General features: G+C 57.4%; 3 rRNA genes. All 3 read left to right on the top strand.

The features are described from left to right. The first annotated feature begins 291 nt into the window (after positions 1-291). The 3 genes from HGB44_RS31380 (at position 292) to rrf (ending at position 5474) form a co-directional block, all read left to right on the top strand. Positions 292-1824, top strand: a 16S ribosomal RNA gene (locus HGB44_RS31380). Positions 1825-2167: 343 nt separating this feature from the next. Further along, positions 2168-5260 (top strand): 23S ribosomal RNA (locus HGB44_RS31375). A 98-nt stretch (positions 5261-5358) separates the two neighbouring features. After that, positions 5359-5474: ribosomal RNA gene (gene rrf / locus HGB44_RS31370) — 5S ribosomal RNA — on the top strand. Together the 16S, 23S and 5S rRNA genes form the textbook arrangement of a ribosomal RNA operon. The last annotated feature ends 54 nt before the right edge of the window (positions 5475-5528 follow it).

Below are 5528 nucleotides of genomic sequence, written 5' to 3'. Positions count from 1 at the left end.
GGGTGCGGAACACCTGATAAAGTAAAGACACAACAAAGCGGAAACGCAGACGCCTTCGGCGGAAAAGCAACACCCTCACCGGGTGGGCTCGTAAGCGAAGAGCGGTTGTTTCTTGAGAACTCAACAGCGCGTGTTTGATTTTCTTTAAGCCATGTTTGTTTTGGCCCCGACACACGGAACCGCAAGGTTCGTGTGCGAGGTTCCTTTGATTAGCCGGGGTGACCCGGTTGGTCAGGATTACTTCTAGGTTTACCCGCCCAGGCCCTCGCGGCCGGGTTGGGTTGAGTGACCTTTATGGAGAGTTTGATCCTGGCTCAGGACGAACGCTGGCGGCGTGCTTAACACATGCAAGTCGAGCGGTAAGGCCCTTCGGGGTACACGAGCGGCGAACGGGTGAGTAACACGTGAGCAACCTGCCCCTGACTCCGGGATAAGCGGTGGAAACGCCGTCTAATACCGGATACGACCCGCCACCTCATGGTGGAGGGTGGAAAGTTTTTCGGTCAGGGATGGGCTCGCGGCCTATCAGCTTGTTGGTGGGGTAACGGCCTACCAAGGCGATTACGGGTAGCCGGCCTGAGAGGGCGACCGGCCACACTGGGACTGAGACACGGCCCAGACTCCTGCGGGAGGCAGCAGTGGGGAATATTGCGCAATGGGCGAAAGCCTGACGCAGCGACGCCGCGTGGGGGATGACGGCCTTCGGGTTGTAAACCTCTTTTACCACCAACGCAGGCCCGGAGTTCTCTTCGGGTTGACGGTAGGTGGGGAATAAGGACCGGCTAACTACGTGCCAGCAGCCGCGGTAATACGTAGGGTCCGAGCGTTGTCCGGAATTATTGGGCGTAAAGAGCTCGTAGGCGGCGTGTCGCGTCTGCTGTGAAAGACCGGGGCTTAACTCCGGTTCTGCAGTGGATACGGGCATGCTAGAGGTAGGTAGGGGAGACTGGAATTCCTGGTGTAGCGGTGAAATGCGCAGATATCAGGAGGAACACCGGTGGCGAAGGCGGGTCTCTGGGCCTTACCTGACGCTGAGGAGCGAAAGCATGGGGAGCGAACAGGATTAGATACCCTGGTAGTCCATGCCGTAAACGTTGGGCGCTAGGTGTGGGGACTTTCCACGGTTTCCGCGCCGTAGCTAACGCATTAAGCGCCCCGCCTGGGGAGTACGGCCGCAAGGCTAAAACTCAAAGGAATTGACGGGGGCCCGCACAAGCGGCGGAGCATGTTGCTTAATTCGACGCAACGCGAAGAACCTTACCAAGGTTTGACATCACCCGTGGACTCGCAGAGATGTGAGGTCATTTAGTTGGCGGGTGACAGGTGGTGCATGGCTGTCGTCAGCTCGTGTCGTGAGATGTTGGGTTAAGTCCCGCAACGAGCGCAACCCTTGTTCCATGTTGCCAGCACGTAATGGTGGGGACTCATGGGAGACTGCCGGGGTCAACTCGGAGGAAGGTGGGGATGACGTCAAGTCATCATGCCCCTTATGTCTTGGGCTGCAAACATGCTACAATGGCCGGTACAATGGGCGTGCGATACCGTAAGGTGGAGCGAATCCCTAAAAGCCGGTCTCAGTTCGGATTGGGGTCTGCAACTCGACCCCATGAAGGTGGAGTCGCTAGTAATCGCGGATCAGCAACGCCGCGGTGAATACGTTCCCGGGCCTTGTACACACCGCCCGTCACGTCATGAAAGTCGGCAACACCCGAAACTTGCGGCCTAACCCCTTGTGGGAGGGAGTGAGTGAAGGTGGGGCTGGCGATTGGGACGAAGTCGTAACAAGGTAGCCGTACCGGAAGGTGCGGCTGGATCACCTCCTTTCTAAGGAGTCTTTACAGGTCGGCATTACTTCTACAGCCGGCCGGACTCGAAAGTGGACCTGGCAGCACGGATACCTTCGGGTGTTGGCTGTTCAGGAGTGGCTGAAGATGAATCGAACTTGACCTCGGGCGACTAGAAGCGTCCGGGGGCGCGCTGTTGGGTGTCTGAGGAAGCAACCTCCTCTCCCGTGAGGGAGGTGGGTGTTGGTTCCCGCGGACCGCCTCTGAGAACTCTCGGTGGGTGCTGGGCTTGGTGTCTGGTGCTGGTGGCCGATGTGGTGTTGGGGTATGCGGTTGGTGTTTTGATTTGTGAATAGTGTGCGCGAGCATCTTATTATCTGTAGTGGCCAAGTGATAGTGGCACACGGTGGATGCCTTGGCACCAGGCGCCGATGAAGGACGTGGGAGGCCGCGATAGGCCACGGGGAGCTGTCAACCGAGCTGTGATCCGTGGGTGTCCGAATGGGGAAACCTAGCCCGAGTTGTGTCGGGTTGCCGCCACCTGAATGTATAGGGTGGTTGGTGGTGACGCGGGGAAGTGAAACATCTCAGTACCCGTAGGAAGAGTAAACAACAGTGATTCCCCTAGTAGTGGTGAGCGAACGGGGAAGAGGCTAAACCGCAGGCGTGTGATAGACGACAGTCGTTGCGTGTGCGGGGTTGTGGGGCGCATCTTTTCAGGTCTGTCGGCCTGGAGCGTTGATGTCGGTGGTAGTTGAAGCCGTTGGGAAGCGGCACCGTAGTGGGTGAGAGTCCCGTAGACGAAGGTACCGGCTAGACGTTGATGTGTTCCCGAGTAGCGCGGAGCCCGTGAAAGTCCGTGTGAATCTGGCAGGACCACCTGCTAAGCCAAAATACGTCCTGGTGACCGATAGTGCACTAGTACCGTGAGGGAAAGGTGAAAAGTGCCCCGGTGAGGGGTCGTGAAATAGTACCTGAAACCGTGTGCTGTCAAGCCGTCAGAGCTGAGCTTTGTGTTTGGTGATGGCGTGCCTTTTGAAGAATGAGCCTGCGAGTCATGGTGTGTGGCGAGGTTAACCCGGGTGGGGTAGCCGTAGGGAAACCGAGTCTGAATAGGGCGATTTGAGTCGCATGCTGTGGACCCGAAGCGGAGTGATCTACCCATGTCCAGGGTGAAGCGGGGGTAAGACCTCGTGGAGGCCCGAACCCACCAGGGTTGAAAACCTGGGGGATGAGGTGTGGGTAGGGGTGAAAGGCCAATCAAACTCCGTGATAGCTGGTTCTCCCCGAAATGCATTTAGGTGCAGCGTCACGTGTTTCTTGCTGGAGGTAGAGCTACTGTTTGGCTGATGGGCCCGACAAGGTTACTGACGTCAGACAAACTCCGAATGCCGGTGAAGTGAAGCGTGGCAGTGAGACTGCGGGGGATAAGCTTCGTAGTCGAGAGGGAAACAGCCCAGATCATCAGCTAAGGCCCCTAAGCGTGTGCTAAGTGGGAAAGGTTGTGGAGTTGCTGAGACAACCAGGAGGTTGGCTTAGAAGCAGCCATCCTTTAAAGAGTGCGTAATAGCTCACTGGTCAAGTGGTTCTGCGCCGATAATGTAGCGGGGCTAAAGCACACCGCCGAAGCTGTGAAGCTCACACTTTGTGTGTGGGTTGGTAGGGGAGCGTCGTGCGTCCGGTGAAGCTGCCGAGTGATCGTGTGGTGGAGGGCGTGCGAGTGAGAATGCAGGCATGAGTAGCGAAAGCAACGTGAGAAACGTTGCCGCCGATTGACTAAGGGTTCCTGGGGCAGGTTAATCCGCCCAGGGTGAGTCTGGACCTAAGGCGAGGCCGACAGGCGTAGTCGATGGATAACGGGTTGATATTCCCGTACCCGTGCACGAGCGTCCAGTACTGAATCAGGTGATGCTAACCACGCTGGTGGTCTTGGGTCCCTTCGGGGAGCTTTGACTTACTGGTCTGGGATCCGAGCTTGTAGTAGGTAAGTGATGGGGTGACGCAGGAGGGTAGCTCTACCCGGCGGTGGTTGTCCGGGGGTAAGCGTGTAGGCCGGTGTGTTGGCAAATCCGCACACCATGGAGGCTGAGACGTGATGCCGAGCCGTTTTTGGTGAAGTGAGTGATCCCATGCTGTCGAGAAAAGCCTCTAGCGAGTTCGTGTGTGGCCAGTACCCTAAACCGACGCAGGTGGTCAGGTAGAGAATACCGAGGCGTTCGGGTGAACCATGGTTAAGGAACTCGGCAAATTGTCCCCGTAACTTTGGGAGAAGGGGAGCCCTGTCTGGTGACGGATCTTGCATCCTGAGCTGGGTGGGGTCGCAGATAGCGGGGGGAAGCGACTGTTTATTAAAAACACAGGTCCGTGCGAAGTCGTAAGACGCTGTATACGGACTGACGCCTGCCCGGTGCTGGAACGTTAAGAGGACTGGTTAGTGGGTTTCGGCCTGCGAAGCTGGGAATCTAAGCGCCAGTAAACGGCGGTGGTAACTATAACCATCCTAAGGTAGCGAAATTCCTTGTCGGGTAAGTTCCGACCTGCACGAATGGCGTAACGACTTCCCCACTGTCTCAACCATGGGCCCGGTGAAATTGCACTACGAGTAAAGATGCTCGTTTCGCGCAGCAGGACGGAAAGACCCCGGGACCTTCACTATAGCTTGACATTGGTGTTTGGGATGGTTTGTGTAGGATAGGTGGGAGCCGGTGAAGCTGTCACGCTAGTGGCGGTGGAGGCGTTGGTGAAATACCACTCTGACTGTTTCGGGCATCTAACTTTGGACCGTGATCCGGTTCGGGGACAGTGTCTGGTGGGTAGTTTAACTGGGGCGGTTGCCTCCCAAAGAGTAACGGAGGCGCCCAAAGGTTCCCTCAGCCTGGTTGGTAATCAGGTGTTGAGTGTAAGTGCACAAGGGAGCTTGACTGTGAGACGGACGTGTCGAGCAGGAGCGAAAGCTGGGACTAGTGATCCGGCACCGGCGTGTGGAAGCGGTGTCGCTCAACGGCTAAAAGGTACCCCGGGGATAACAGGCTGATCTTCCCCAAGAGTCCATATCGACGGGATGGTTTGGCACCTCGATGTCGGCTCGTCGCATCCTGGGGCTGGAGTTGGTCCCAAGGGTTGGGCTGTTCGCCCATTAAAGCGGCACGCGAGCTGGGTTTAGAACGTCGTGAGACAGTTCGGTCCCTATCCGCTGTGCGCGTTGGAGACTTGAGAAGGGCTGTCCCTAGTACGAGAGGACCGGGACGGACGAACCTCTGGTGTGCCAGTTGTCCTGCCAAGGGCATGGCTGGTTGGCTACGTTCGGGAGGGATAACCGCTGAAAGCATCTAAGCGGGAAGCTTGCTTCGAGATGAGGTCTCCTGCCTCCTGGAGAGGGTAAGGCTCCCTATAGACGATGGGGTTGATAGGCCGGGTGTGGAAGCCCTGTGAGGGGTGGAGCTGACCGGTACTAATAGGCCGAGGGCTTGTCCGCTGCAGATAATTGGATGTTCGCGCACACTTTTCACGGTTTCCGCCGTGGGTGACTCCCTGCCGGGTTGGTGGGTGGAGTTGTTTGGGGCGGTGTGGTTTCCGTGGTGGTTATTGCTGGAGGGTCACACCCGGTCTCTTTCCGAACCCGGTCGTTAAGTCTCTTTGCGCTGATGGTACTGCCCTGTGGTGGGGTGGGAGAGTAGGTCGCTGCCACGGTTTTTCTTGAGGGGGGAGGGGTTGCCTTGCGGGGCGGCTTCTCCCCTCTTTTTT

Origin of the sequence: Nocardiopsis alborubida (assembly GCF_012396365.1) — a bacterium.
Taxonomy (GTDB): domain Bacteria; phylum Actinomycetota; class Actinomycetes; order Streptosporangiales; family Streptosporangiaceae; genus Nocardiopsis; species Nocardiopsis alborubida.
This window is presented reverse-complemented; position numbering and strand designations above follow the sequence as displayed.